The 25895-nt window shown below is 63.6% G+C and carries 26 protein-coding genes; 20 read left to right on the plus strand and 6 right to left on the minus strand.

Annotated features, from left to right (window positions below; all coding sequences use genetic code 11):
* The first annotated feature begins 24 nt into the window (after window positions 1-24).
* Entirely contained in the window at window positions 25-1416 is a 1392-nt protein-coding gene (locus M1D43_RS20550; RefSeq protein ID WP_003534652.1) for an MmgE/PrpD family protein, read from the plus strand.
* 10 nt (window positions 1417-1426) lie between these two features.
* The gene (locus tag M1D43_RS20555; RefSeq protein ID WP_003534650.1) at window positions 1427-2305 is read left to right on the plus strand and encodes a polysaccharide deacetylase family protein; all 879 of its coding nucleotides are present in this window, start codon (window positions 1427-1429) and stop codon (window positions 2303-2305) included.
* A gap of 255 nt (window positions 2306-2560) precedes the next feature.
* Here M1D43_RS20555 and M1D43_RS20560 read toward each other — a convergent pair whose 3' ends face one another.
* Both M1D43_RS20560 and M1D43_RS20565 read right to left on the minus strand, forming a co-directional pair.
* Window positions 2561-3397, minus strand: a complete 837-nt coding sequence (locus M1D43_RS20560; protein WP_014527296.1) for an amidohydrolase family protein — start codon at window positions 3395-3397, stop codon at window positions 2561-2563.
* A gap of 50 nt (window positions 3398-3447) precedes the next feature.
* Window positions 3448-4230, minus strand: a complete 783-nt coding sequence (locus M1D43_RS20565) for an IclR family transcriptional regulator (RefSeq protein WP_003534646.1) — start codon at window positions 4228-4230, stop codon at window positions 3448-3450.
* Between the two features lie 167 nt (window positions 4231-4397).
* Here M1D43_RS20565 and M1D43_RS20570 point away from each other — a divergent pair, with 167 nt between their 5' ends.
* The 11 genes from M1D43_RS20570 (at window position 4398) to M1D43_RS20620 (ending at window position 14647) form a co-directional block, all read left to right on the plus strand.
* Window positions 4398-5717 (plus strand): ABC transporter substrate-binding protein, encoded by a 1320-nt coding sequence (locus tag M1D43_RS20570; RefSeq protein ID WP_003534644.1) that lies wholly within the window; start codon window positions 4398-4400, stop codon window positions 5715-5717.
* Between the two features lie 69 nt (window positions 5718-5786).
* Complete coding sequence (locus M1D43_RS20575; protein WP_003534642.1) at window positions 5787-6683, plus strand: carbohydrate ABC transporter permease; 897 nt, start codon at window positions 5787-5789, stop codon at window positions 6681-6683.
* Window positions 6683-7549, plus strand: a complete 867-nt coding sequence (locus tag M1D43_RS20580; RefSeq protein WP_003534640.1) for a carbohydrate ABC transporter permease — start codon at window positions 6683-6685, stop codon at window positions 7547-7549. Before M1D43_RS20575 ends, M1D43_RS20580 begins: the two co-directional genes overlap by 1 nt.
* A gap of 6 nt (window positions 7550-7555) precedes the next feature.
* The gene (locus M1D43_RS20585) at window positions 7556-8653 is read left to right on the plus strand and encodes an ABC transporter ATP-binding protein (RefSeq protein ID WP_003534638.1); all 1098 of its coding nucleotides are present in this window, start codon (window positions 7556-7558) and stop codon (window positions 8651-8653) included.
* Window position 8654: 1 nt separating this feature from the next.
* Window positions 8655-9767: a mandelate racemase/muconate lactonizing enzyme family protein gene (locus M1D43_RS20590; protein WP_003534636.1), complete on the plus strand. Its 1113-nt coding sequence runs from the start codon at window positions 8655-8657 to the stop codon at window positions 9765-9767.
* A gap of 12 nt (window positions 9768-9779) precedes the next feature.
* On the plus strand, window positions 9780-10109 hold the full coding sequence (locus M1D43_RS20595) for an L-rhamnose mutarotase (protein ID WP_010975561.1): 330 nt from the start codon (window positions 9780-9782) through the stop codon (window positions 10107-10109).
* On the plus strand, window positions 10102-11184 hold the full coding sequence (locus M1D43_RS20600; RefSeq protein ID WP_010975562.1) for a Gfo/Idh/MocA family protein: 1083 nt from the start codon (window positions 10102-10104) through the stop codon (window positions 11182-11184). Before M1D43_RS20595 ends, M1D43_RS20600 begins: the two co-directional genes overlap by 8 nt.
* Before the next feature lies 1 nt (window position 11185).
* On the plus strand, window positions 11186-11647 hold the full coding sequence (locus M1D43_RS20605; RefSeq protein ID WP_003534630.1) for a MaoC/PaaZ C-terminal domain-containing protein: 462 nt from the start codon (window positions 11186-11188) through the stop codon (window positions 11645-11647).
* Window positions 11644-12378, plus strand: coding sequence for an SDR family oxidoreductase (locus M1D43_RS20610; protein WP_003534628.1), 735 nt, complete (start codon window positions 11644-11646; stop codon window positions 12376-12378). Before M1D43_RS20605 ends, M1D43_RS20610 begins: the two co-directional genes overlap by 4 nt.
* Window positions 12379-12400: 22 nt before the next feature.
* Complete coding sequence (locus M1D43_RS20615) at window positions 12401-13246, plus strand: fumarylacetoacetate hydrolase family protein (protein ID WP_003534626.1); 846 nt, start codon at window positions 12401-12403, stop codon at window positions 13244-13246.
* A gap of 123 nt (window positions 13247-13369) precedes the next feature.
* A complete protein-coding gene (locus M1D43_RS20620) occupies window positions 13370-14647 on the plus strand; it encodes an L-fuconate dehydratase (protein ID WP_027990650.1) in 1278 nt (425 codons plus the stop codon).
* 44 nt (window positions 14648-14691) lie between these two features.
* Here the strand turns inward: M1D43_RS20620 and M1D43_RS20625 are convergent, their stop codons facing one another.
* The 4 genes from M1D43_RS20625 to M1D43_RS20640 all read right to left on the minus strand — a co-directional run bounded on the left by M1D43_RS20625 (window position 14692) and on the right by M1D43_RS20640 (window position 18018).
* A complete protein-coding gene (locus M1D43_RS20625; protein WP_014527293.1) occupies window positions 14692-16002 on the minus strand; it encodes a CmpA/NrtA family ABC transporter substrate-binding protein in 1311 nt (436 codons plus the stop codon).
* Between the two features lie 40 nt (window positions 16003-16042).
* Window positions 16043-16633 (minus strand): ANTAR domain-containing response regulator, encoded by a 591-nt coding sequence (locus M1D43_RS20630; protein ID WP_003534620.1) that lies wholly within the window; start codon window positions 16631-16633, stop codon window positions 16043-16045.
* 111 nt (window positions 16634-16744) lie between these two features.
* Window positions 16745-17476, minus strand: a complete 732-nt coding sequence (locus M1D43_RS20635) for a TfuA-like protein (protein WP_010975567.1) — start codon at window positions 17474-17476, stop codon at window positions 16745-16747.
* 83 nt (window positions 17477-17559) lie between these two features.
* On the minus strand, window positions 17560-18018 hold the full coding sequence (locus M1D43_RS20640) for a helix-turn-helix domain-containing protein (protein ID WP_010975568.1): 459 nt from the start codon (window positions 18016-18018) through the stop codon (window positions 17560-17562).
* A gap of 250 nt (window positions 18019-18268) precedes the next feature.
* Here M1D43_RS20640 and M1D43_RS20645 point away from each other — a divergent pair, with 250 nt between their 5' ends.
* The 7 genes from M1D43_RS20645 to M1D43_RS20675 all read left to right on the plus strand — a co-directional run bounded on the left by M1D43_RS20645 (window position 18269) and on the right by M1D43_RS20675 (window position 25843).
* Entirely contained in the window at window positions 18269-18805 is a 537-nt protein-coding gene (locus tag M1D43_RS20645; protein ID WP_010975569.1) for a gluconokinase, read from the plus strand.
* 188 nt (window positions 18806-18993) lie between these two features.
* Complete coding sequence (locus M1D43_RS20650) at window positions 18994-20157, plus strand: isovaleryl-CoA dehydrogenase (protein ID WP_014527291.1); 1164 nt, start codon at window positions 18994-18996, stop codon at window positions 20155-20157.
* Between the two features lie 27 nt (window positions 20158-20184).
* Window positions 20185-21792: a carboxyl transferase domain-containing protein gene (locus M1D43_RS20655; RefSeq protein ID WP_014527290.1), complete on the plus strand. Its 1608-nt coding sequence runs from the start codon at window positions 20185-20187 to the stop codon at window positions 21790-21792.
* A gap of 14 nt (window positions 21793-21806) precedes the next feature.
* Window positions 21807-22190, plus strand: a complete 384-nt coding sequence (locus M1D43_RS20660) for a RidA family protein (protein ID WP_027990651.1) — start codon at window positions 21807-21809, stop codon at window positions 22188-22190.
* A gap of 16 nt (window positions 22191-22206) precedes the next feature.
* The gene (locus M1D43_RS20665) at window positions 22207-24195 is read left to right on the plus strand and encodes an acetyl/propionyl/methylcrotonyl-CoA carboxylase subunit alpha (protein ID WP_015243150.1); all 1989 of its coding nucleotides are present in this window, start codon (window positions 22207-22209) and stop codon (window positions 24193-24195) included.
* On the plus strand, window positions 24192-25061 hold the full coding sequence (locus M1D43_RS20670) for a hydroxymethylglutaryl-CoA lyase (protein WP_014527288.1): 870 nt from the start codon (window positions 24192-24194) through the stop codon (window positions 25059-25061). Before M1D43_RS20665 ends, M1D43_RS20670 begins: the two co-directional genes overlap by 4 nt.
* Window positions 25058-25843, plus strand: a complete 786-nt coding sequence (locus M1D43_RS20675) for a crotonase/enoyl-CoA hydratase family protein (RefSeq protein WP_017264723.1) — start codon at window positions 25058-25060, stop codon at window positions 25841-25843. Before M1D43_RS20670 ends, M1D43_RS20675 begins: the two co-directional genes overlap by 4 nt.
* Window positions 25844-25895: the final 52 nt, after the last annotated feature.

The following is a 25895-nucleotide window of genomic DNA, read 5'->3' on the forward strand; positions in this document are numbered from 1 at the left end:
TTCTCGACAACCATGAGCAGTTCCATGCCCCGCGTTGCTGCCGACGCGCCGGTCGACAGGCTGGCATCCTTTCTTTCAGCCCTCAGCTTCGAGGCGCTTCCCGCCGATGTCGTCGAAAAGACGAAAGTCCACATCGCCGACACGATCGGCGCGGCCCTGGCGGGGGTCCGTTCGGCGGAAGCCCGGATCGCCCGCCGGGCCGCCTGCGCGACCGGTAGTGCGCTGATCTGGGGCACCGGCCATCGAGCAGCAGCGCGTGAGGCCGCGCTCATAAACGGGGTGGCGGCCCATGCCTTAGAACTCGACGATTCCGGCGGCTGCGACCATTCGGGCGCCGTCGTCATTCCCGCCGTTCTGGCTGCGGTTGCCGAAGCGAAGCAGCCGGTGACGGGCAGGGAGCTCATCGCCAGCGTGGTTGCGGGCTACGAGACCGGCCGGCGCGTCCTCGAAGCGGCGGGCGGATACGACAGTCACAACGGGCTCGGCTGGCACTCCACGGGCACCTGCGGCACGCTTGCGGCTGCGGCGGCCGTTGCCAGGCTTTCCCGTTTCGATGATCTTGCCACGGGCGATGCGATCACGCTCGCCACCAGCTTCTCCTCCGGCCTCTGGGCCTTCATCCACGACGGATCGCAGGCGAAGAAGATCCATGCCGGCCGCGCGGCCGAAGGAGGCCTGCTCGCGGCGCGGTTGGCAGGGGACGGGCTTGCCGGCCCCTCCAAGGTCTTCGACGACGTCTGGGGCGGCTTTTTCCGGGCGTTCAACAAGGATGTCTGCGAGCCGCAGAAGCTATGCGAAAGACTCGGCGAAGACTGGAAGGTGAGACGCGCGGTCCTCAAGCCTTACGCCTCCTGCCGGGGCGCCCATTCGGCGATCGATGCGCTGGGCGACCTGCTTTCGGAAACGGGCCGCGATGCAGCTGAGATCGACAGGATCGAGTTGCGGTTGAGCGCCATGCTGATGGGCATGTGCGGCGCCCGGGAGAGCGGCGCCATAGCGCCCACGCAGATGAGCCTGCCCTATGCGCTTGCGGCACGGTGCGTGTTCCTGACGGCCGGACTCCAGGCCTATGCCGCCGACCGGCGTGCCGATCCCCGCCTGCGGGCCGTCATGGACCGCATGCTGCTGGCGGTAGACGATGGGATGCAGCCGCTCGACGAGCCGCTCGTCACGCTTCTCTTCAAGGACGGCGCCCGCCGGTCGCGAATGGTGCCCCGCGCGACCGGCTCCGCCGAAAGGCCGATGCGCCCCGCCGCCATCCGCGCCAAGTTCGGAGAGCTCGCCGCGATGGGCATCGAAACGGAGCAGGCGGATCGGCTCTGGCGGATGCTCGCCGAGCTCGAACACCTCGAGGATTGCCGCGCTCTGGAGTCCCTGCTCGCCGGCGACGGCGACAAGCGTCCCGTCTTTTGCTGAGGATTCCGCCATGACATACGACCTGACGCCGCGTCCGCTCAATCCGGCGCCCCAAACGCCGGCGATGACCTGGCCGAACGGAGCGAAGAGCGCCGTCTTCATCGGCTTCGACGTGGACGCCGAAACCGCATGGATCGGCAACAACCCTTCGAATGTGGACCGGATGGTGACCACCTCCCATGGCGGCTACGATGCGCGCGTCGGCATCGCCAGGATCGTCGAACTGATGGCGGAACTCGCGATGAAGGCGACATTCTTCACGCCCGGATGGACGGCGCTTGCCCATCCCGCGGCCTGCGAGAAGATTGTCGCGGCCGGACACGAGATCGGTCACCATGGCTATCTTCACAAGATGCCGGATCGCGACCGGCTGGAGGAGACATTCGAGGAGATCGACCGCGGCTTCGAGGCGTTGCAGCGGGCGTTCGGAATTCGTCCCATCGGTTACCGCGCGCCCTCGGGAGAGAACTTTCCCGAGCTGATCGCCTATCTTGCCAAATCGGGCATCCGCTATTCCAGCTCGTTTCGCGACGACATCCTGCCCTACCGGCACGCGTCGGCGGACGGCGTGCCGGGCCCAGTGGAGATTCCGGTCAATTTCGCATTCGACGACTGGAATTTCGGCATGTCCAGCCGCTCGAGCGCGCGGCCGCTCTTCGGCCGCGAAGCCGTCCTCGCCCTCTGGATCGACGAATTCGAGGCCACCCATGCCTGGGGCGGCGTCACGACGCTCGTCCTGCACCCGCAAGTTTCCGGTCGTCCGATGCGCTGGCACCTCCTTCGCGACTTCCTGCGCCATGTTCAGGCAAAAGGCGACGTGTGGATCGCAACCGGCAAGGAGATCGCCGACCATTTCGAAACGCTGGAACGGCAACGGCGCGCATCATGACGGCGCCTACCGCACCCCCTCATCCCTTTGACGAGCATAGGGATGAGGGAGAGAAGCGCATCCGGCATACGTGCCGCGGTCGACTTAGCAAAACTGACTAAGCTGGGTGCGGCAGCACCTTTCCTCCGTCCTCATTCCTGTGCTTGTCACAGGAATCCAGCCAAGCCAAGTCCTTGGGCTGAATAGACTCTTCTGCGCCGCAGACGCGTCGCTGCTGGATCCCTGTGACGAGCACAGGGATGAGGGGGAGAATCGTCAGGCCAGATTCCAGATCCGTCGCGCATTGCCGGAGAGCAGCTTCGTCCGCTCCTGGGGACTGCAGCCTTCGATGAGGGCCTGAGTGGCCGCGACCCAGGTCGAGAGGTTGCCGCCGAGGGTGCAGACCGGCCAGTCGCTGCCCCAGACCACCCGGTCCCATCCGAAAACCGAGATCGTGTGCTCGACATAGGGGCGGATGGAGTCTAGCGCCCAGTCTTCCTCCGCATAGGCGACCACGCCGGAGATCTTGGCGACCACATTGGGGCGGCGGGCGATCTCGGTCATATGGTCGCGCCAGGGGTGCTCCGCGTGACCCCTTATGTCCGGAACGCCGCAATGATCGAGAATGAACCGAACGTCGGGCGCGAGGTCGGCGAGCGCAATCGCTTTCGGAATCTGATGCGGCAGGACGCAAAGATCGAAGGTGAAGCGGGTGCCCGAGAGCCGCTTGACGTTCTCGCGGAAAAGAGGCTGCTCCGAGAGGTCGTCGGCAACGACGTGCAGCACCCGCCTGAAACCCTTGACGAAGGCGTTCTCCTCCTGCCGCTCGAGATAGGCGGCGAAGCCTTCCTCTTCCGGGCGGCAAGCCGCGATCGCGCCTTTAAGGAGGCTTCCGGGTTCGCCCGCAAGACGCGCGATCTCGCGCGTTTCGAGTTCGATCTCCGCCGGGTCGACGTCCACTTCCATATGCAGCGAGGCGGCAAGGCCGACGCGCTTTGCCTCCGCCGCATACGTGGCATAGAGAAAATCGCGATCGAGCGCGGGAACGCCTGCGAGCCACGGATAGTTGAGCGCGGATTTGTCGATCAGATGCAGATGCGTGTCGATGATCAAGGCTGCTCCTCCTCTTCGTTCAAACAAGAAGTCGATCTTTTCGGCGCGGATCAGCTCTGCGCGACATCGGCACCGGCGAGCGCCGAAAGCTGCGATGCTGTCTTGAGCAGGAGCGATATGGTCTCGGTGATGTCAGGGGCCGAAGGATTGTTGACCAGGGAGATATAGGGGCAGGTGAGCGCCGCGATGCTGCGCCCGTCGGGCCCCAGGATCGGGGCCGAGAGGTTGTAGACACCGGCTGTCTGGGCACTTGCCATCATCTCGTAGCCGCGCTCGCGGATCTGGTCGAGACGGGCGTAGAATTCCGGGGTGAGATTGATCTCGTCCCTGCTGCGCACGTGCTCGGAGATCATCATCTCCCGTTCCTCCGGCGAACGGAATGCAAGCAGCACGTGGCCCGATCCGGTGTCGAACAGGCTGATATGCGAGCCCACCCGGATCGAAATACCCCAATAATCCGGCGCCTCCTGCTGGGCGATCACGACGGCGGAGCCGCGGTCGAAGACGGCGAGTTGGTTGGCCTGCTTCGACCTCTGGGCGAGCTCACGCATCAGTGGCGTGGCGAAGGAAGCGAGCCGGCGCACGGGCGCGTGCAACTGCGCCAATCCGAAGAGCTTCAGGGTCAGCGAATAGAGATCGCCGTCGATACGGGTCACGTAGCCGCGGCGTACGAGCCTGTCGAGCATGCGGTAGAACTCGTTCGGGCTGCGGTTCAGCCTCTTCGAAATCTCCGCCTGCGTGAGGCCGCCGTCGACGCTGGCAAGCAGTTCCAGAATGTCCAGGCCCTTGTCGAGTGCCGGCGCGCGATACTTGTCGGACTCTTCATTGTCCATCCGCGTCTCTCCCAGATGAATATTCCTCTCCATATACGCATGAAAAGCGGAAGACGGAAGGGAATGGCCCTTGACCATCCATAAATTTATCGTTTGTATATAAATCAGTTTCTCACAGATGAGGACTCATGCTCCTGGAGAAGGGCGTGTTCAGCGGAGGAAATACAATGAACAGGCTGCTTTCCGGCGTATCGGCCGGAGTGATCATGCTTGCTTGCGCAATGGGGGCGGCCAAGGCCGCGGACCTGCCCGGCAAGTTCGAGGGCGTGACCATCGACGCCAAGCTGATCGGTGGACAGCAGTACGAAAAGCTCTACGAGCGCATCGGTGAATGGGAGAAAGCGACGGGCGCCAAGGTCAATATCCTGTCGAAGAAGAACCACTTCGAACTGGACAAGGAGATCAAGTCCGACATCGCCACCGGCGGCCTCACCTGGTGCGTCGGTTCGAATCATTCCTCCTTCGCGCCGCAATATCCGGACATCTATGCGGACCTCTTCGGCCTCATCCCTTCCGAGGAAGTGGCCAAATTCGTGCCGGCGGTGATCGACGCCTCGACGCTCGACGGCAAGCTCGTCATGCTGCCGCGGGCGCAGTTCGACGTCTCCGCGCTGTATTTCCAGAAGAGCCTCTATCAGGACGAGGCGAAGAAGACCGAATTCAAGGCCAAATACGGCTATGACCTCGCGCCGCCGGACACCTGGGCTCAGGTGAGCGATCAGGCGGAATTCTTCGCCGCTCCACCGAATTTCTACGGCACCCAGTTCGCCGGCAAGGAGGAAGCGATCAACGGCCGCTTCTACGAAATGCTGGTCGCCGAGGGTGGTGAATATCTCGACAAGGACGGCCGCCCGGCCTTCAATTCGGACGCGGGCGTGCGCGCCCTCGAATGGTTCGTCAAGCTCTACAAGGACAAGGCGGTACCGCCGGGCACCACCAACTATCTCTGGGACGATCTCGGACAGGGCTTCGCCTCGGGCTCGATCGCGGTCAATCTCGACTGGCCTGGCTGGGCATCCTTCTTCAACGATCCGAAATCGTCGAAGGTCGCCGGCAATGTCGGCGTGAAGGTTCAGCCGGCCGGCTCCTCCGGCAAGCGCACCGGCTGGTCCGGGCATCACGGCTTCTCGGTGACCGAATCCTGCGCCGACAAGGAGGCAGCCGCCTCGCTCGTCTGGTGGCTGACCAACGAGGACAGCCAGAAGCTCGAATCCGCCGCCGGCCCGCTGCCGACGCGAAGCGCGGTCTGGGACTTCAACATCAAGGCCGCTGAAGGCGACGCCTACAAAACCGAGGTCCTGCAGGCCTTCCAGGAAGCGGCAAAGCATGCCTTCCCGGTGCCGCAGACGGCTGAGTGGATCGAGATCTCCAACGCGGTCTATCCGGAGCTGCAGGCGGCGATCCTCGGCGACAAGACGTCGAAGGAAGCGCTCGACGCCGCCGCCGAAAAGGCGACCGGCATTCTCGAAGACGCCGGCAAGCTCTGATCCCGGTTGAAAGGCGGCGCCGGACCGTTTCGGCGCCGCCGCGCATGTGAACTCTTCCCAGGATCCCCGATGAAGCTCTCGAAACTGTCAGCACCCACGCTTCTACTGCTTCCGGCCTTCATCGTCCTGGCAGTCTTCATCGTGCTGCCGCTCATCTTCTCGCTTTATTCCAGTTTCACGCCGTTCCGCCTGACGAAGCCGGACTCGCTTTGGGTCTTCATCGGTTTTCGCAACTATGTGAACGTCCTCACCAATGCCGAATTCTGGGTGGCGTTCGGGCGGACGGTGCTCCTGCTCACCGTCGCGCTCAACGCCGAGATGTTCCTCGGTCTTGGCCTGGCGCTGCTCGTCAACAAGGCGACTTACGGCCAGCGGGCGCTGCGGACAGCGATGATGTTTCCGATGATGTTCTCGCCCGTGCTGGTGGGCTTCCAGTTCAAGTTCCTGTTCAACGACAATATCGGCTTCGTCAACAACGCGCTGCAGTCGCTGGGCCTCACCGACCGCGCCATCCCCTGGCTGATCGACGGCAATCTCGCGCTCTTCTCGATCATCGTCGCCGAGGTCTGGTCGTCGACGGCGGTCTTTGCGATCCTCATTCTCGCCGGGCTGCTTGCCATGCCCAAGGATCCCATCGAAGCGGCCCATGTCGACGGCTGCACGCCGTGGCAGACCTTCCGCTACGTCACCTGGCCCTATCTGATGCCCTTTGCCTTCATCGCGATGACGATCCGCTCGCTCGATGTCGCGCGCGCCTACGACATCGTCAAGATCATGACGGATGGCGGCCCGGCCAAGCGCACCGAACTGCTCTGGACGCTTATCGGACGCACCGCCTATGGCGACGCCCGCATGGGGATGGCCAACGCAATGGCCTATGTCGCCATCCTGCTGTCGATCGTCTTCACCGTCTATTTCTTCCGCAAGCTCGCCGCGGCGCGCCAGCAGATCGGAGCCGAGTGGTAATGGATACGAACGCGTCTCATCGCCTCAGGCGGCGGTTGCTGAAGGTCGCGCACCTGGCGGGGCTCTTTCTCGCCATGCTGGTCATCTGCCTGCCGGGCCTCTGGATCGTGCTTTCGTCGCTGCGGCCGACGGTCGAGATCATGGCCAAGCCGCCGGTCTGGATCCCGGAGACGCTCTCGCTCGACGCCTACCGGGCGATGTTCTCGGGCGCCGGCCAGGGCGGCGTCCCGGTCTGGGATTATTTCCGCAACTCGCTCATCGTATCGGTCACCTCCACCGTCATCGCGCTGGCGATCGGCCTTTCCGGCGGCTATGCCTTTGCGCGCTATCGGTTCAAGGCGAAGTCGGCGATCTTCCTCGGCTTCATGCTGACGCGCGCAGTGCCGGGCATCGCGCTGTCGCTGCCGCTCTTCATGCTCTATGCGCGCACCGGCATCATCGATACGCATTTCTCGCTGATCCTCACCTATGTCGCGCTCAACGTTCCCTTCACGATCTGGCTGATCGACGGGTTCTTCCGCCAGGTGCCGAAAGACCTCGCGGAAGCCGCGCAGATCGACGGCTGCACGCCCTGGCAGGCCTTCTGGCAGGTGGAGTTTCCGCTCGCCGGCCCGGGCATCGCGTCGGCCGGTATCTTCGCCTTCCTGACGTCCTGGAACGAATATGCGCTCGCTTCGCAGATTACCCGCTCCGTCAATTCCAAGACCCTGCCCGTCGGGCTCCTCGACTACACCGCCGAATTCACCATCGACTGGCGCGGCATGTGCGCGCTTGCGGTCGTCATGATCGTTCCGGCGTTGACCCTCACCTTCATCATTCAGAAGCACCTCGTCTCGGGCCTGACCTTCGGCGCGGTGAAAGGATAATCGTTCATGGCGCCCGTTACGCTCAAGAAACTCGTCAAGCGCTACGGCGCTCTGGAAGTCGTGCACGGCATCGATCTCGAAGTGAAGGATCGCGAATTCATCGCGCTCGTCGGACCTTCCGGCTGCGGCAAGTCGACGACGCTGCGCATGATCGCCGGGCTCGAGGAGATCAGCGGCGGCGCGATCGAGATCGGCGGGCGGAAGGTCAACGACCTGCCGCCGCGGGCGCGCAACATCTCGATGGTCTTTCAGTCCTATGCGCTCTACCCGCATATGACGGTTGCCGAGAATATGGGCTTTTCGCTGAAAATCGCCGGGCGTCCGGCGGAAGAGATCAAGGTGCGCGTTGCCGAGGCAGCGGCGATCCTCGATCTCGCCCATCTTCTCGAACGCCGCCCTTCGCAACTGTCGGGCGGCCAGCGCCAGCGCGTCGCCATGGGACGCGCGATCGTGCGGCAGCCGGACGTTTTTCTCTTCGATGAGCCTCTATCCAATCTCGATGCGAAGCTCAGGACCCAGGTGCGCACCGAGATCAAGAAACTGCACGCGCGCATGCAGGCGACGATGATCTACGTCACCCACGATCAGGTGGAGGCGATGACGCTCTCCGACCGCATCGTCATCATGCGCGACGGGCATATCGAGCAGGTGGGCACGCCGGAGGATGTCTTCCGCCGCCCGGCGACCAAGTTCGTCGCCGGCTTCATCGGCTCGCCGCCGATGAACATGGAGGAGGCGGTCCTGACGGACGGAAAGCTGGCCTTTGCCAGCGGTGCGACCCTGCCGCTTCCGCCACGCTTCCGTTCCTCGGTTCGCGAGGGCCAGAAAGTGACCTTCGGGCTCAGGCCGGACGATGTCTATCCTTCGGGGCACGGCCTCCATGCCGGCGATGCGGACGCCGTCCACGAGATCGAGCTTCCGGTCACGATCACCGAACCGCTGGGCAACGAAACCCTGGTTTTCACTCAGTTCAACGGGCGGGACTGGGTCTCGCGCATGCTCAACCCGCGGCCGCTGCGCCCCGGCGAGGCGGTGCCCATGAGCTTCGATCTGGCCCGGGCGCATCTCTTCGACGGCGAGACCGGAAGGGCTTTGGCAGGCTGACATGGCAAGGATCGAGAAAATAGAACTGCGAATGGTGGATCTTCCGCCGAAGATCAAGCGGACCGATGCCATCCAGAGCTTCGTGAGCCAGGAGACGCCGATCGTCACGATCACGGATGCCGACGGCGCGACCGGCACGGGCTACAGCTACACGATCGGCACCGGCGGATCCTCCGTCATGCGGCTGCTCTCCGATCACCTGGTTCCGATCCTGCTCGGGGAAGATGCGGACTGCATCGAGGCACTTTGGCAGAAGATGGAGTTCGCGACGCATGCGACGACCATCGGCGCCATCACGGCCTTGGCGCTCGCCGCCGTGGACACGGCGCTATGGGACCTGCGGGCGAAGAAGCAGAAGCTGCCGCTCTGGAAACTGGCGGGTGGGGCGAAGGAAAGCTGCCCGCTTTACACCACCGAGGGCGGCTGGCTGCACATCGAAAAACAGGCCCTCGTAGACGACGCATTGCAGGCGAAGGCCAAGGGTTTCTCCGGATCGAAGGTCAAGATCGGCAAGCCGAGCGGGGCGGAGGATTACGATAGGCTCTCAGCCATGCGCGCAGCCCTTGGCGACGGCTTTGAAATCATGACGGATTGCAACCAGGGCTTCACCGTCGACGAGGCGATCCGCCGCGCCGCCCGGCTCCGCGAGCTTGATCTCGCCTGGATCGAGGAACCGTTGCCGGCGGACGATCTCGACGGCCACATCCGTCTGACGCGGTCGACGCCGACGCCGATCGCCGTCGGCGAATCCATCTATTCGATCCGCCATTTCCGCGAATATATGCAGAAGGGCGCCTGCTCGATCGTCCAGGTGGACGTGGCGCGGATCGGCGGCATCACCCCCTGGCTGAAAGTGGCCCATGCGGCGGAAGCCTTCGACATTCCCGTCTGCCCGCATTTCCTGATGGAACTGCATGTGAGCCTCGTTTGCGCGGTGCCCAATGGGAAGTATGTCGAGTACATTCCGCAGCTAGATGATCTGACGCAGATGGGAATGGAGATCCGGGAGGGCAGGGCGATCGCGCCCTCCGATCCCGGCATCGGCATCGCCTGGGACTGGGAAGCGGTAAAGGCGCGCTCGGTCGCCGAGTTCACCCGCGAGTTCCGCCGGTAGAAGGGAACGGTCATGCAGAGAATGGGAATGGTGATCGGGCTCGAGCCTTCGAAAATTGCTGAATACAAGCGGCTGCATGCGGCCGTCTGGCCGGAGATCCTCGCGCTGATCAGCGAGTGCAACATCACCAATTATTCGATCTTCCTGAAGGAGCCGGAAAATCTTCTCTTCGGCTACTGGGAATATGTCGGGGAGGACTTCGAAGCCGACATGACGAAAATGGCGGCACATCCGAAGAACCAGGAATGGTGGTCGGTGTGCATGCCCTGCCAGAAGCCGCTCGAAAGCCGCAGGCAAGGCGAGTGGTGGGCGATGATGGAGGAAGTCTTCCACCATGACTGAGACATTCGATCCCTCATCGCTGCGGCAATGGTGGCCGAAGCCGGTTGCGCCACGCCCCATCGTCATCTTCGGTGCGGGCAGCATCGTCGGCGACGCCCATCTTCCGGCCTATAGGAACGCAGGCTTCCCGGTGGCCGGCATCTTCGATCCGGACGCCGGGAAGGCGGCGGCGCTCGCGCGGGCGTCGGATGTCATGGCGTTTACGAGCGAGGAGGAAGCTCTTTCGGCGGAGAACGCGATCTTCGATCTCGCGACGCCGCCGGCAGCGCACGCCTCGATCCTCTCGAAACTGCCGAAGGGCTCCTTTGCGCTGATACAGAAGCCGCTGGGCAGCGATCTTGCGGCGGCGACCGGAATTCTCGAAATCTGCCGTGAGCGAAACATCAGGGCGGCGGCGAACTTTCAGCTCCGCTTCGCGCCGATGATGCTGGCGCTCAAGGATGCGATCGCCACGGGCTATCTCGGCGAGGTGGTCGATTTCGACGCCTGGCTGGCGCTTGCCACGCCCTGGGGGCTCTGGCCGTTCCTGAAGGGGCTGCCGCGCATCGAGATCGCGATGCATTCCATTCACTACCTGGATCTCGTGCGCAGTCTTCTCGGCGATCCGCGGGGTGTTCACGCCAAGACCATCGGCCATCCGAACCACGATGTGGCCCAGACCCGCACCGCCGCGATCCTCGATTACGGCGATGCCGTGCGCTGCGTGCTTTCCGTCAATCACGACCACGATTTCGGGCGGAGGTTCCAGGCCTGTGAATTCCGCATCTGTGGGACGAGGGGTGCCGCCTATGTCAAACTCGGCGTCAATCTCGACTACCCGCGTGGCGAGCCGGACGAGCTGTGGATTCGCCCAGCCGGAGGTGCCGACTGGATTCAGGTGCCGCTTGAAGGTTCCTGGTTCCCCGATGCCTTCGCCAACCGCATGGCCAATCTGCAACGCCATGCCGGCGGCGAGGATGATGAACTCATAGGGTCCGTCGAGGACGCATGGCGGACCATGGCCCTGGTGGAGGCCGCCTATCAATCGAGCGCGCGCCCGGCAACGCCGATCGCTGCGCTTCCATTGGAAAATTAAAATGAGCGAGCAGACGATCTATTACGAGGACTACGAACAGGGCCATGTGCGGCTGACGAGCGGACGCACGATCACGGAAACGGACTTCGTGGTCCATGCCGGGCACACGGGTGATTTCTTCCCCCATCACATGGACGCGGAGTTTGCCAAAACGCTCCCCGGCGGTCAGCGCATTGCCCACGGCACGATGATCTTCTCGATCGGTGTCGGGCTCACCGCCTCCTTGATCAACCCGGTCGCCTTCTCTTACGGTTACGACCGTCTGCGATTCGTCCGCCCTGTCCATATCGGCGATACGATCCGCACCCGCGTCACCATCGCCGCCAAGGAAGACGATCCGAAGCGCCCGAGGGCCGGCCGGGTCGTCGAGCGGTGCGAGGTCATCAACCAGCGCGGCGAGGTCGTTCTTGCCGCGGATCACATTCTGATCGTCGAACGCAAACCTGAGGGAACTATCCAATGACAGCGAACCTTGCCGGAAAGGTCGTCCTCGTAACAGCTGCGGCGCAGGGCATAGGACGCGCAACCGCACTTGCCTTCGCCAAGGCCGGTGCCAAGGTCCATGCGACCGATATCAACGCGGACGCCGTTGGTAGCCTTGAAGGTGAGGCGGGCATCAGCACCCACCGGCTGGACGTCCTCGACACCGCTGCGGTCGAAGCGCTGGTCGCGGAGATCGGGGCCGTGGACGTGCTTTTCAACTGCGCCGGTTTCGTCCATGCAGGCTCGGTGCTCACGATGAAGGACGAGGACCTCGATTTCGCCTTCGATCTGAACGTGAAGTCGATGATCCGCACCATCCGTGCGGTGCTGCCCGGCATGATCGCACGCAAGGACGGGTCGATCGTCAATATGGCCTCGGTGGCCTCCAGCATTAAAGGCGTGCCGAACCGCTTCGCCTATGGCGTGACCAAAGCAGCCGTCATCGGGCTGACGAAAGCCGTTGCGGCGGATTATGTAGGAGACGGCATTCGCTGCAATGCGATCTGCCCGGGAACGGTCGAAAGCCCGTCGCTCGAAAGCCGCATGCGGGCACAGGGAGACTACGAAACGGCGCGTGCGGCCTTTATCTCCCGCCAGCCGATGGGCCGCCTCGGCACGCCCGAAGAGATCGCCGACCTTGCCGTCTATCTCGCCGGCGCCACCTACACCTCCGGCCAGGCCTACGCCATCGACGGCGGCTGGACCATTTGAACGCTCAATCAGGGAAAAGCACATGAAACTTCTTCGTTATGGCGAACCGGGCCAAGAAAAGCCGGGTCTTCTCGGTTCCGACGGCATCATCCGCGATCTTTCCGGCCACGTATCCGATCTCGCCGCCGGGGCGCTCGACCCCAGCAAGCTTGACGAACTCGCGAATCTCGATGTCGAGACGCTGCCCGCCGTGTCCGGCAATCCGAGGCTTGGTCCCTGCGTCGCAGGTACGGGAAAGTTCATCTGCATCGGCCTCAACTATTCCGATCACGCCGCCGAGACGGGCGCGACCGTGCCGCCGGAGCCGATCATCTTCATGAAGGCGACCTCCGCGATCGTCGGGCCGAACGACGATCTGGTCCTGCCGCGTGGTTCGGAAAAGACCGACTGGGAAGTGGAACTCGGCATCGTGATCGGAAAGACGGCGAAATATGTGAGCGAAGCCGAGGCACTCGACTACGTCGCCGGCTATTGCACGGTCCACGATGTCTCCGAACGCGCTTTCCAGACGGAACGTCACGGTCAGTGGACGAAGGGCAAATCCTGCGACACCTTCGGGCCGACCGGACCGTGGCTTGTCACCAAGGACGAGGTGGCGGACCCGCAGGATCTCGCAATGTGGCTGAAGGTCAACGGCGAGACGATGCAGGACGGCTCGACCAAGACGATGGTCTACGGCGCCGCCTATCTCGTCTCTTATCTGTCGCAGTTCATGTCGCTGCGCCCCGGTGATATCATCTCGACGGGCACGCCGCCGGGCGTCGGCATGGGCATGAAGCCGCCGCGCTATCTGAAGGCCGGCGACGTCGTCGAACTCGGCATAGAGGGCCTCGGCAGCCAGAAACAGCGCGTTCGCGCCGACGCCTGAGCTAATCGAATGTTTCCTTCGGTCCTATTCGACTGAAGGACACGAACAGGCAGCATCAAAGTGCCGCAGTGATCTCCGCGCGCCCGAAAAGGCGCGCGGCGCTGCAGGTCTATTGGAGCAAACATGACCCGCATCACCGACCTTCGCGTCTTCGACCTTCGCTTTCCGACCTCGGCGAGCCTCGACGGTTCGGACGCCATGAACCCGGATCCGGACTATTCGGCGGCTTACGTCATCCTCGACACGGATCGGCCGGGGCTGGCGGGTCACGGCCTCACCTTCACCATAGGGCGCGGCAACGACATATGCTGCATGGCGATCGAGGCCATGCGGCATCTCGTGGTCGGCCAGGACATCAGCAACATTTTGAAGCATCCCGGCCGCTTCTGGCGGCACCTGACGAGCGACAGCCAGCTGCGCTGGATCGGCCCGGAAAAGGGCGCGATCCATCTTGCGACCGGCGCCATAGTCAACGCCGTCTGGGACCTCCTCGCAAAGCACGCCGGCAAGCCGGTGTGGCGTCTCGTCGCCGACATGCCGGCGGAAGAGATCGCCGACATCGTCGACTACCGCTACTTGACGGATGTTCTCACCCGCGACGACGCGGTCGAGATCCTGCGGCGTGCCGAACCCGGCAAGGCCGAGCGGATCGCGACGCTCGAGAAGGAGGGCTACCCCTGCTACACGACTTCTGCCGGCTGGCTCGGCTATGACGACGCAAAGCTCCGGCGGCTTGCGCAGGAGGCGGTCGACGCAGGCTTCGATCACATCAAGATGAAGGTCGGGCGTGACCTCGACGACGATATCCGCCGGCTGAGGATCGCCCGTGAAGTGATCGGCCCCGACAGGTACCTGATGATCGACGCGAACCAGGTCTGGGAAGTGGGCGAGGCGATCGGGTGGGTGCAAAAGCTCGCCTTTGCCAAGCCCTTCTTCATCGAGGAGCCGACGAGCCCGGACGATGTCGCCGGGCACCGAAAGATCCGCGAAGCGATCGGACCAGTCAAGGTCGCGACCGGCGAGATGTGCCAGAACCGCATCATGTTCAAGCAGTTCATCGCCGAGGGCGCGATCGATATCGTGCAGATCGATTCCTGCCGCATGGGCGGACTGAACGAGGTGCTGGCGGTGCTGCTGATCGCCGCCAAATACGGGCTGCCCGTCTGGCCGCACGCCGGCGGCGTCGGCCTCTGCGAATATGTGCAGCACCTTTCCATGATCGATTACGTTGCCGTTTCCGGCACGAAGGACGGGCGGGTGATCGAATATGTCGACCACCTGCACGAACACTTCCTGGACCCGTGCGTGATCCGCAACGCCGCTTACATGCCGCCCGAGCGGCCTGGCTTCTCGATCGAAATGAAGCAACAATCGATCGAGGACTACAGGTTTGACGGCTGATGTGAGCGCTCCGACCTTGTGAGGCTCGTGTGTGGATCCTCGAGTCAGGCCCGAGGATGACGACCGACTCGAGAATTGACGACGGAAGGAGCCCCAAAGGACTTGATATAGTCCTCGATCCTGCCCGGATCGAAGACGTGGCCGTCCATGAAGCGATCGCCGTCCGTTGCTCCTTCGAGCCTGCCGCCGTCCGCGTCGGCCGGCAAGGCATCCTTGCCGAGCGCCTCGCGATAGAGATCCGGACGATAGGCCGAGATGGCCGCGTCAACTCGCTGCCTCGACAAGGATGTCTGTCCCCAGCGCACCATCTGGCTGTAGGTCCAGAGCGCCTGACTGGGACGCGGGAAGTTGGCAAAGTCTGCGTGGAAGACGAGATAGTTCTCGACGACGCGGCGGGTTCCCTCCGGGTCGATCGCGAATTCGCCCGCAAGTACCCGGCGGATGATGTTGGCCGGCGCGGCCACGTGGCGCTCCTCTGCCAGGACTTCCGCAAGGCGGCCGCGGTTGGCCGGTTCGTCCGACCAGCGGGCGGCGCGGTCGAGCGCGACGATCAGGCGCGAGACCGTATCCCTATTGGCCTCCGCCCATTCGGGACGCATGCCGATGACCTTTTCCGGTGCCGAGGGCCAGATGTCCTGCTTGGTCGCGACGATGCGGCCGACGCCGCGTTCGGATGCGACCATGTTCCAGGGCGCACCGACGCAAAAGCCGTCGATCGCGCCCGCCGCCAGCGCGTCGGAGGTCATTGGCGGCGGCACCACGACGAGCTTGACGTCGCGGTCGGGATCGATGCCGCCGGCCGCGAGCCAGTAGCGGAACTCGTAGTTATGGGACGAGAAGGGGTAGGTGACGCCGAGCGTCAGCGGCGGCTTGCCGGCTGCCCCCGCGCTGCGGATGACCGCCGCCAGGGCCTTGGCATTCTTCAACGCATCCTCGCCTCCACCGAGCCCTCCTGCCTGCTGCATGAGCCCGTAAAGCCGTGTCGAGAGCGTGATGGCGTTGCCGCCGCGCCCCAGGGAAAAGGGCGCAATCGTCGGCGACGGATTGGAGCCGAGACCGAGCATGGCGGCAACCGGCATGGGTGAAAGCATGTGGGCCACGTCGAACTGACGAAAGGCAAGCCTGTCGCGCACATTCGCCCAGGAGACGTCCTTGACGAGTTCGAGGGTGATGCCTTCGCGCTGCGCAAAGCCGAATTCGGCGGCGGCGATCAGCACGGCCGCATCCACGAGGGGGATGAATCCGGCGCGGACGGTGCGCGAACCCTCGTGGCGGATGCTTCCCGGCGCGGGCAGGGCGCCGCCGGCGGAGAGGTTCTCGCCGCTGAATTCACTTTTGTTCGTCAATATGTTCACTCCGGTGTCTCCCGAGGTACCGCAGCAAAAGAGCGGCCGGTCACCGGATCAGCAATCCGGCGGCGGTCACGACGCTTTGCGCGATCTCCGAAATCTTTTTCTTCTCGTTCATCGCCGTCTGGCGCAGCAGCGCGAATGCCTCGTCTTCGGAAAGACCGCGCATTTTCATGAGAATACCTTTGGCGCGCTCGACGAGCTTGCGCTCCTCGAGCGCGGACTTGGCCTCCGCCAGCTCGCGCTGAAGCCGGCTGAAGGCCTTGAAGCGGCTGACAGCCATGTCGAGGATCGGCTTGACGCGCTCCTTTTTCAGACCGTCGACGATGTAGGCCGAGACGCCTGCCTCGACCGCCGCCTCGATAGAGGCCGTGTCGGAGCGGTCCACGAACATGGCGATCGGCCGACCCACCGTGCGGGTCAGCTGGAAAAGATGCTCCATCATGTCCCGGTTAGGGTTTTCGATGTCTATGACGATCACGTCGGGCCGGAGCGTCTCGATGACCCGGGCGACACCGTGAACCTCATGGATCACGGTGACCTTGCCGTGTCCTGCTTCGCGCAGTCCTTCCTCGATGATAGAGGCGCGGATGGCGTTCTCGTCAATCACAAGAATGGTGAGGTCGCGATGGGTCATGCCGTATCATGATGCGATGCAGCAATTTCCGCAATATAAATATGCCTAAATATTTTGCGAAATACTTTAATGCCTAAATAATATGCTGATGACCGCCGGTCTGGCGTAAATTCAGGCAGGTTCACCTGTGGAAGACGGCAACGGGTCAAGCGCTCTTTTCCAGAGGCTCGTCGCATGGAACGTCCATTGGCATTTCACATGCTGCCGTTCGCCCGGGTGGCTGCGCAGGGCTTCCAGAAGTTCAAGGCCGTCGGCCCGCTTCTGGTCGACATACCCCGCCCGCAGTTTCCCGATCAGCGCATCACCGCTCGTCATCAGTCGGGCGCGCGCAGCGATCGCACCCCAGGTCCGTTCCTTGTAGAACAAGGAGGAGACGGCTTCCTCGACGCAAGCGGCATCTTCGACGGAGAACGATCGCAGTTCCAGGAGCCGGCGGAGGGTGGCCCTGACATTGACGAGGGGAATGGTCAGCGGCGCGTAGCCGAGTTCCTCGGGAGCGTGGAGCAGTGCCACGTCGGAATCGTCTTCGGCCTCGCCGCTTACATATTGGCGAAAGATCTCGCCGATGCCGGCCATTCCGAAATCTGCGCACTCGGCCGCGCGTAGAGCACCCATGCTCGCTGCGCCGAAGACGGCCACGCCCTCGGAAAGGGCGAAGAGAATTTCCTTGTGCCAGACGGGGGCGACATATTCGAAGTTGCCGTCGATCAGGCCGATCGCCGCAGCGCCGTCGCGCACCGCCCGGAGAACATCGCCCTGCCTGGCAGGCGGGCGGATCGTGAGCGTGTTGCCGGCCAGCCGCACTGCATCGGGAACGGTCGGGCCAACGAATGCGACTTTCATTCCGCCTCAGTGGATTTGAGAACGGCGGAGGCAGCCTGTCCGCCGCCAATCGTCGTCACGGACAGCTATGTTCATGGCGATCGTCAGCCATGGAGTGATTCCGCGTGGCGGGTTCCGGATTGGGCCGGGGCCTGATCCGCCTCGGGCGTTTGCGCCATAGCCGCGACGAGGGAGATGATCTTCTTGCGAAGCACCGGGTCAGTGATCTTCAGGAAGGCCCGGTTTAGAGCGATACCCTCCTTCGAGGCGACGAAGGATGAAATCTCCTGGGACTCGTGAACATCGGCAGCGGGCTTGCCCGAGTGGACACTGCCTTCGTCCTGCTGGAAGAAAAAGCTCGGATGGACGCCGAGTATGTCGGCGATTGCCTGCAACCGGCTGGCGCCGATGCGGTTCGTGCCTTTTTCGTATTTCTGGACTTGCTGAAAGGTGATGCCGAGCCCGTCGGCGAGCTTTTCCTGGCTCAGACCTATCATCAGCCTGCGCATGCGAACACGCGAGCCAACAAAGGCATCGATCGGGTTAGGATCCTTCTTGTTCATCTGCTAGTCTCCTCGCGAGTTCGAGTCAGCTTATGGCATATAAGTTTGCTTGAATGGACGCCGCGATGCAATCAGCACGCGCCGCTTTCTGTGGCAAAACGCAACTTTCCAATAATTGCGAGTTCGAAACGCCGGCCGGCAGAGGACTTGCCGCACCAGGGGGCAAGGTGCAGCATTCATGTACCGAAACGTTGTCGTCGAATCGGATAGGATCCAAGGGAAGATCAGTAGGGAGTGAAAGCCTGCCACAATGAGTATTGAGTACAAATCAGAAGCAGCCGCGGTACGGCGCTTTCCCGGATCGATCGTCGTCATGGGCGTCTCGGGCAGCGGCAAATCGTCGGTGGGGGAGGCGATCGCCGAAGCCTGCGGCTATCCCTTCATCGAAGGTGACGCGCTCCATCCTCCGGAAAACATCAGGAAAATGTCCGAGGGGATTCCGCTCACCGACGACGACCGCTGGCCGTGGCTCGCTGCGATCGGAGAGCGGCTGGCGAGCCGGGAGCCGGTCGTCGTTTCCTGCTCCGCCCTTAAGCGCAGCTACAGGGACAAGCTTCGAGAAAGTGCTCCCGGTGGCCTGGCCTTCGTCTTTCTCCACGGCAGCGAGTCCGTGCTTGCGGAGCGGATGCACCACCGCACAGGGCATTTCATGCCGTCCTCATTGCTGCAGACGCAGCTTGAGACGCTCGAGGACCCGAGGGGGGAGGTAAGGACGGTCGCCGTAGACGTCGCCCAGCCGCTGGCGGAGATCGTCCGCGAAGCGCTTGCAGGTCTCGCCCGTCTGTAAGGTTGCGTTTCGCAATGCCTGCCGCCGTCTTTGCACATCGTGCTTGGCACGCCAGCTCTTTGGAAGGAAATTAGCCGACGGCGATGTTATCGTTCACGACGATAGGCGTGCGGCGGCGACAGATCGCAGCGGCTCGCCTCTGCTTGGCGATGGGGAGATCGTGGAGCGGGCGTCGGGAGGAGATGGAAATGTTTGAAGCCGGATTGAACTTCGCGCTCGGCGAGGAGATCGATGCGCTGCGCGCGAGTGTGCGCCGCTTCGCTTCCGAGCGAATCGCGCCGCTTGCCGACGATGCCGACCGCAGCAATGCCTTTCCCATGTCGCTCTGGCGGGAGATGGGAGAACTCGGCCTGCTCGGCATCACTGCCGACGAGGCACATGGCGGTGCGGGACTCGGCTATCTCGCCCATTGCGTGGCGATGGAAGAGATAAGCCGCGCATCCGCTTCGGTGGGCTTGAGCTACGGCGCCCACTCCAATCTCTGCGTCAATCAGATCAACCGCAACGGCAAACCGGCACAGAAGAGCAGATATCTGCCGAAGCTGATTTCGGGCGAGCATGTCGGGGCGCTTGCCATGTCCGAGCCCGGCGCCGGCTCCGATGTCGTTTCGATGAAACTCAAGGCAGACAAGCGCGGCGACCGTTATGTCCTGAACGGCAGCAAGATGTGGATCACCAACGGCCCGGACGCAGATGTCCTGGTCGTCTACGCCAAGACCGATCCGGCAGCCGGACCGCGCGGCATCACCGCTTTCCTGGTGGAAAAGGCATTTCCCGGCTTCTCGGCCGGCCACAAGCTCGACAAGCTCGGCATGCGCGGATCGAACACGTCGGAACTCATCTTCACGGATTGCGAGGTGCCGGAGGAAAACGTGCTCGGCGGCGTGGGTGAGGGCGTCAAGGTGCTTATGTCCGGCCTCGATTATGAGCGGGTCGTGCTTTCTGCCGGACCGCTCGGGATCATGGCCGCTTGCCTCGATGTCGTCGTCCCCTATCTCCATGAGCGCAAGCAGTTCGGGCAACCGATCGGCGAGTTCCAGTTGATGCAGGGAAAGCTTGCCGACATGTATGTGACGATGAATGCCGCGCGGGCCTATGTCTATGCCGTGGCGGCCGCCTGTGACCGTGGCGAGACCGCGCGTAAGGACGCGGCCGGCTGTATCCTCTATGCGGCGGAAAAGGCGACCGCCATGGCGCTGGAGGCGATACAGGCGCTGGGCGGCAATGGCTACACCAACGATTATCCGGCAGGCCGGCTGCTGCGCGACGCCAAGCTGTACGAGATCGGCGCGGGCACGAGCGAGATCCGTCGCATGCTGATCGGACGGGAGCTCTTTGCCGAAACGAAATAGGCCGAATAGGTAACGCTTGGGGGGAGCATGACAGTATTGCGTTCGCACATTTCGCCATCCTCGGAGGAGTTCAAGGCGAACCGCGCGGCCATGACGGAGGCCATCGCGACGATCGAGGACGCGGTGCGCCTGGCCGCAGCCGGCGGCGGCGAGACGGCGCGCGAGCGCCACGTCAGCCGCGGCAAGCTCCTGCCGCGGGACCGGCTTGCTACTCTCATCGATCCGGGCACGCCTTTTCTGGAGGTCGGAGCCACCGCCGCATATGGGATGTACAACGACGATGCGCCGGGCGCGGGCCTGATCACCGGCATCGGCCGGATTTCCGGCCGCGAGTGCATGATCGTCTGCAACGATCCGACGGTCAAAGGCGGCACCTACTATCCGCTGACGGTCAAGAAGCATTTGCGCGCGCAGGAGATCGCGGCGGAGAACCGGCTCCCCTGCGTCTATCTTGTCGATTCCGGCGGCGCGAACCTGCCGAACCAGGACGAGGTCTTTCCGGATCGGGACCATTTCGGCCGCATCTTCTACAATCAGGCCAACATGTCGGCGGCTGGCATCCCTCAGATCGCGGTGGTCATGGGATCCTGCACGGCGGGCGGCGCCTATGTGCCGGCCATGTCCGACGAAGCGATCATCGTCGAAAAGCAGGGCACTATTTTTCTTGCAGGCCCGCCGCTCGTTCGCGCGGCGACCGGAGAGGTCGTCTCGGCCGAAGACCTTGGCGGCGCCGACGTCCACACGCGCCTTTCGGGCGTTGCCGATCACCTTGCGCGCGACGATGCGCATGCGCTGGCATTGGCGCGCCGCGCCGTTTCGGCCTTGAACCGTGAGAAGCCCTGGACGGTCGAGCGCATCGAGCCGGAGCCGCCACTCTACGATCCGGAGGAAATCGCCGGCATCGTCCCGGCCGACCTCAAGACACCCTATGAGATCCGCGAGGTGATCGCCCGGCTTGTCGACGGTTCCCGCTTCGACGAGTTCAAGGCGCGGTTCGGCACCACGCTCGTCTGCGGTTTCGCCCATGTCCACGGCATTCCAGTCGGCATCGTCGCCAATAATGGCGTGCTCTTCTCGGAATCGGCCGTCAAGGGAGCGCATTTCGTGGAGCTCTGCGCGCAGCGCAGGATTCCACTCGTCTTTCTGCAGAACATCACCGGCTTCATGGTCGGCCGCAAATACGAGACAGAGGGAATTGCCAAGCACGGCGCCAAGCTGGTGACCGCAGTCGCGACCGTGAAGGTGCCGAAAATCACCATGCTGGTCGGCGGATCGTTCGGGGCAGGCAATTACGGGATGTGCGGGCGCGCCTTCTCGCCGCGCTTTCTCTGGACCTGGCCGAACAGCCGCATTTCGGTCATGGGCGGCGAACAGGCGGCAGGCGTGCTCTCCTCGGTGCGCGGCGAAGCCTTGAAGCGGTCAGGAAAACCATGGAGTGAAGAGGAGGAGGCCCGCTTCCGCCAACCGGTGCTCGATCTATTCGAACGTCAGAGCCACCCGCTCTATGCGTCGGCAAGGCTTTGGGATGACGGCGTGATCGATCCGCGCAAGAGCCGCGACGTGCTGGCGCTGTCTCTGTCGGCGGCCTTGAACGCGCCGATCGAGGAGACGCGCTTCGGACTGTTCAGAATGTGACGAGAGGTCCCGAGATGAAACGCGACAACATCAATGCCCTGAATGCACCGCAGCCGCGCGGGGGGTATTCACAGGCTGTCAGCATCGAGGATTTCCGGCGCGTGCTTTTCGTCAGCGGCCAAATTCCGGTAACGTCGGACGACGTCGTGCCGGAGGGTTTCGAGGCGCAGGCGCGCCAAGTCTGGCTGAACGTCGATGCGCAGCTCAAGGCGGCCGGCATGTCGAAAACCGACATCGTCAAGGTCACGACCTATCTCGCCGACAGGCAGCACGTCATGGAGAACCGCGAGATCCGCAACGACTATCTCGGCTCGTTGGCTCCGGCAATGACGGTGGTGATCACCGGCATTTTCGATTCGGCCTGGCTCTTGGAAGTCGAAGTGGTCGCGGCGCAATAGATTGGAAAAGAGGCGTATGTTTTCGAAGCTCCTGATTGCCAATCGCGGTGAAATCGCCTGCCGCATCATCCGCACCGCGCGACGGCTCGGCATCCGCACCGTCGCCGTCTATTCCGACGCTGACGGAGACGCGCTGCACGTGGCGCTCGCCGACGAGGCGATCCGGATCGGGGGCGCGCCCGCCGCCGAAAGCTATCTGGCGAGCGCTCCTATCGTTCAAGCGGCAAGAAGCGTCGGCGCACAAGCCATTCATCCGGGCTATGGTTTCCTGTCGGAGAACGCCGATTTCGCGGAGGCTGTCGCAGAAGCAGGCATGATATTCGTCGGGCCGCCGCCGGCCGCAATCCGCGCCATGGGTCTCAAGGACGCGGCCAAGGCTCTCATGGAACGATCCGGCGTACCGGTCGTGCCCGGCTACCACGGCGAAGAGCAGGATGCATCCTTTCTTGCCGACAGGGCACGGGAAATCGGCTATCCGGTGCTGATCAAGGCGCGGGCGGGCGGCGGCGGCAAAGGCATGCGCCGGGTCGAGCGGCAGGAGGATTTCGGCCCCGCGCTGGAGGCCGCACGGCGGGAGGCCGAATCCGCCTTCGGCGACGGTTCGGTGCTTCTCGAACGCTATCTGACGAAGCCGCGTCACATCGAGATGCAGGTCTTCGGCGACCGGCACGGCAATATCGTCCACCTCTTCGAGCGCGACTGCTCGCTGCAACGCCGGCATCAGAAGGTGATAGAGGAGGCGCCGGCGCCCGGCATGACGGCCGAGGTCCGCCGTGCGATGGGGGATGCCGCGGTCAGGGCCGCCCAGGCGATCGGCTATGTCGGTGCAGGCACCGTGGAGTTCATCGCCGACGTGACCAACGGCCTCTGGCCGGATCACTTCTATTTCATGGAGATGAACACGCGGCTGCAGGTGGAGCATCCCGTCACGGAAGCGATCACCGGCATCGATCTCGTGGAATGGCAATTGCGGGTCGCTAGCGGCGAGCCGCTGCCGAAGAAACAGGCCGATATTTCAATGAACGGCTGGGCCTTCGAGGCGCGCCTCTATGCGGAGGATCCGGCCCGGGGCTTCCTGCCGGCGACCGGCCGGCTGACGGAATTGAGCTTTCCCGAGGGGACTTCGCGGGTCGATTCCGGCGTCCGGCAGGGGGATACGATCACGCCCTATTACGATCCGCTGATTGCCAAGTTGATCGTACATGGCCAGAACCGTTCGGCGGCGCTCGGCCGGTTGCAGGATGCTCTCAAGGAATGCCGCATAGGCGGCACGGTCACGAACCGCGACTTTCTCATCCGCCTGACGGAAGAGCATGATTTCCGCTCTGGCCACCCGGATACGGGGCTGATCGACCGGGAGATCGAGCGACTGACCGCTCCGGTCGCACCTGGTGACGAGGCGCTGGCGCTGGCGGCGATAGTTTCGACCGGCGCGCTCGACCCGAACAGGTCGACCGATCCATGGTCGTCGCTCGGCTCCTGGCAGATCTGGGGCGACGCGCACCGCATGGTGGTGATCGAACATGCGGACGTGCGCGCAACCGTCACCTTGGCTTCGCGCGGCCGTGACCAGTTCGCCGTGCGTGCCGGTGCGAGCACGCTGCCCGTCCTCGTGCTCGACCGCTTCGAGGGCGGTGCCCGGCTCGAGGTGGCCGGGCAGAAGCGCCTGATCCGTTTCTCAAGGGATCGCGAGGCGTTGACGCTCTTCCATGGCGGGCGCAACCTGGTGTTCCATGTGCCGGACGGATTGACCGGCGGGCAGAGCAGCGAGATCGCCGACGACGAGTTGGTCGCGCCGATGCCGGGTCTCGTGAAGCTGGTGCGGGTCGGCGCCGGCGACGCAGTGACAAAGGGACAGGCGCTTGTCGTGATGGAGGCGATGAAGATGGAACTGACGCTCTCGGCCTCACGCGAGGGCACGATCGCCAATGTGCATGTGGCGGAAGGCGCTCAGGTCAGCGAGGGCACAGTGCTCGTGACGCTGATGGAGGAGGCTGCGCAATGACGTCGCCGGCAAAGGAGCGCGTCACGATTGTCGAGGTGGCGCCGCGCGACGGTCTTCAAAACGAGTCGCGGCTCGTTGCTACCGAGGACAAGGTCGGGCTCGTCGATCTGCTCTCCGACTGCGGTTACGAGCGCATCGAAGTAACGAGCTTCGTCAGTCCCCGCTGGGTACCGCAATTGGCCGACGCGCCGGCTGTCATGGCTGGTATCGTCCGGCGGCCGGGCACGCGTTACGCGGCACTGACGCCCAATATGCGCGGCTTCGAGGCGGCGCTTGCGGCTGGCGCCGACGAGGTGGCGATCTTTGCCTCGGCGTCGGAAAGCTTCTCCGAAAAGAACATCAACTGCTCGATTGCCGAAAGCATCGAGCGTTTTCGGCCGGTCGCCGAGGCAAGCCGGCATCGAGGCGTTCCCCTGCGGGGCTATGTGAGCTGTGTCGTCGAATGTCCCTATGAGGGCGCGATCGTGCCGGCGGAGACCGCCCGCGTCGCGCGGCTGCTTGCCGACCTCGGCTGCTACGAGATCAGTCTCGGCGACACGATCGGGCGCGGCACGCCGGAAGCGGTTGATGCGATGCTGGCCGCGGCGCTCCGCGAGATCGATGCACCGAAACTCGCCGGACATTTTCACGATACGTCCGGCCGGGCACTGGAGAATATCGCGGTGGCACTGGAGCGCGGTATCAGGGTTTTCGACGCCTCCGCCGGCGGGCTCGGCGGCTGTCCTTATGCGCCGGGAGCGGCCGGCAATGTCGATACACTTGCCGTGAACGCCTTTCTCGAGGCGCAGGGTTTTGCCACCGGCCTCGACTCGGAAAAACTCGACCGCGCCGCTGCTTTTGCACGATCGCTGAGGAGCACAGCATGACCTTCGATACGATCCGTTGTGCCATCGACCAGCGCGGGGTCGCCCGGGTGACGCTTGCCCGTTCGGAAAAGCACAATGCGCTTTCCGCCACCATGATCGGCGAATTGACGGCCGTCGCAGGCCTGCTCGCAACCGATGCATCGATCAGGGCCGTCATTCTCGACGCGGAAGGCAAGAGTTTCTGTGCCGGCGGTGATCTCGACTGGATGCGTCAGCAGTTTTCCGCCGACCGGCCGACGCGGATTGCCGAGGCGACGCGGCTTGCGATGATGTTGAAGGCGCTGAACGATCTGCCGAAGCCGCTCATCGCACGCGTGCATGGGAACGCCTTCGGCGGCGGCGTCGGGCTGATCAGCGTCTGCGACACGGTGATCGCCGCTTCCGGTGCTCAATTCGGCCTGACCGAAACGCGCCTCGGGCTGATCCCGGCGACGATCAGCCCATATGTCATTGCCCGGACAGGCGAGGCGAGGGCGCGGCCGCTGTTCATGTCGGCGCGGGTGTTCGGTGCGGAGGAGGCGAAGGTCGCGGGATTCGTGACGACGGTCGTCGACGGCACCATGCTGGACGGGGCGGTCGAAGCCGCGGTGACGGCCTATCTCGTCGCGGCTCCGGGCGCTGCCGGGCGGGCGAAGCGGCTTGCGCGGTCGCTGGGCCTTCCCATCACCGACGCCGTCATCGCCGCAACGATAGAGCAGCTTGCCGATACCTGGGAAACGGACGAAGCACGGGAGGGCGTGTCGGCCTTCTTCGAACGGCGCAATCCCTCCTGGCGGCAATGAGCCGAGATTGCGCTTGAATTGATGGGAAATCGACCCTATTTTTACAGGGACC

Source organism: Ensifer sp. R1-3, from assembly GCF_056739175.1.